1 protein-coding gene is annotated in these 2,253 nt (G+C 69.9%); it reads right to left on the bottom strand.

All coding sequences use genetic code 11. The features are described 5' to 3' along the window. Positions 1-2,108, bottom strand: a 2,108-nt coding sequence (locus G3N64_RS38830) for a site-specific recombinase (RefSeq protein WP_205788859.1), incomplete at its 3' end; no start/stop codon positions are given. Positions 2,109-2,253 lie beyond the last annotated feature (145 nt).

Raw genomic sequence — 2,253 nt, 5'->3', positions numbered from 1 at the left:
GAGCCCGGCTGGCTGGCGCGCGCAGCCTGGCCGCTGCCCGGCCAGAACAGCGCGAGCGGATTCGACAGCACCGTGCGGACGATCGCGGCGACGAGCGCGCGCACCTTGGTTGGGCGCAGGCTGCGCGAGCGCACCGCCATCGTGAACGCGAGCGCGAAGCTCACGAGCACGTTGAGGATCGCCATGCTGAGCACGCCGGCGCCGGCCCACCACAGCTCGGGCGTGCCGAGCGCGGCCTTGCCCAGCACGCCGAGCGCGATCCCGATCGAACCGGCCGACAGCGTCACGTGCCGTACCTCGAACGGGAACATGAACACGGTGACGATCGCCGGAATGAGGCCGAGCATCAGGCCGAGGCCGACGTTCGCGACCACGCCGGCCACGTTCGACCGGCAGAAGTGCGCGAGCTTCGCGGCGCCGGCCGCGCCGAGCGTGATGCGCAGCCGGCGGTTGTACGTGAGCGCGTCGCCGACCCGGTGCAGCACGAACCAGTTGTCGGCCCAGCCCGCGAGCAGGCTCGACGCCCACAGCAGCACGCCCGTCAGCGCCGCGTAGAGCGGCGTCGGGCCGAGCAGCGAGAACGAGTGCAGCGTCGCGTGCGCCTTCTCCGGCGAAATCAGGTTCGCGTGCAGAACGTTGCCCGCGAACAGTTGCACGAGCAGGCACACGGGCAGCACGACGAGCACGTTGCCGGAAATCGCGGCGGCCTGCGTGCGGATCAGCGCGATCACCGACGACACGAACGCCTTCACGCCTTCCTCGTGGCCGGTGTCGTCGAGCTCGCGCGCGAGCGTCGGCGCGGTCATCGCGGGCTGCTTGGTCGCGAGCGTGAAGTGCAGGAAGTGCATCAGCATGAAGCTGGCCGCATAGTTGACGCCCGCGAGCAGCCCTTCGAGCATCGACTGCAGGTGCGCGCCCGTGATCGCGAACTTCACGCACACGGTCACGACCGTGACGAGGCCGCCGCCGGCCGCCATCCGCAGCATCTTCAGGTACTCGGCGCGGCCGCGCGAGATGTAGTGCTCGCCGGTGTCCGCGTTGGTCTCGACGAGCTTGCGCGCGAACAGCGAGAAGTTGCTGCGCACGAGGTGCGACACGCTCTGGCTGTTGTGGTTCGCGTCGATGAGCTCGGCCGTCAGGTGCGCCATCCCGTGCAGGTCGTCGCGCGCCATCCACGCGTTGAGCAGCATCTCGGCGCGCAGGATGCGCATGCGCATCCGCTCGACCTGGAACACGATGTCGACCGACACGCCGTTGCGGTACAGGTGAGAGAACACGTTGTCGACGGCGATCCGGCATTCGTCGAGCAGCACGCGCAGGTAGTTCACCTCGTGCAGCAGCTTGCTCGGGTCGCCGCCGTCCTCGACGGCCGCGTGCGCGGTCTCGACTGCGAGCATCGCGCGCGTGAGGCGGTAGAACGGCTGCGTTTCGAGCGGCTTGCGCGCGTCGTCGTCGGAGAGCCGGCTGCGCACCGTCTGCGACAGGCCGGTCGAGCTGATCTGGCAGGTCAGGTTGTGCAGCGCGGCCAGCAGGTCGCGCGAGAACGAGCCCGGCTCGTGGCCCGCCTCGTCGGTGACGTCGAACGAGACCAGCTCGGCGAGGCGGGCGAGCAGGTCGTCGGGCAGCGCGTCGATCCATTGCGCGTCTTCCGGCGTCGGGAACATCAGCGTGAAGAGCGCGGACAGCTCGCGGCGGTTCGGCGCGGGCGGGATCAGCGACGAGTCGATCCGCTCGAACAGCGCGCCGAAGAAGCCCGAGTGCACGGGCATGCCGGCGTCGCACAGGAGCGAGATGCCGTCGCACTCGCGCAGGATGCCGCGCAGGATGCGCGCAGCGTGCGCTTTCCATGCGGGATTGCGATCGAGCACGTGGAACAGGTAGCGCAGCCGCGCATGGGCCGGATACGCGCGCGCATCGGCGTCGCGCTCGGCCGGCGCGTCCTGCATCGTGCCGGTGCGGCGCAGCCAGTGCGCGAGCTCGATCAGCCATTCGCTGCGCTCGGCGTACGACGCATCGGCGTCGGCGTGCGCGAGTAGCGCATCGAGCTGATGACTGGCATTGCGCGACGCGCGCCACTTCTTGATCAGGGTCGTCAGGGAACGAAACATAAACGGAATAGCGAAAGCCCTCGGCGGGCGGGTTCGGGATGCCGGCCGGGGAAACGGCGCGGCGCCGGGGAGAACGGGTGAGACGGGGCCGGTTGCAGGACGATGCGCGGCGACCCGCGATGCGGCTGCCCCGTTGCGGTGCACA

It is taken from the genome of Burkholderia sp. Ac-20344, assembly GCF_017104975.1.
Lineage (GTDB): Bacteria > Pseudomonadota > Gammaproteobacteria > Burkholderiales > Burkholderiaceae > Burkholderia.
The sequence above is the reverse complement of the archived record's forward strand: the minus strand, read 5'-3'. Positions and strand labels throughout refer to the sequence as shown.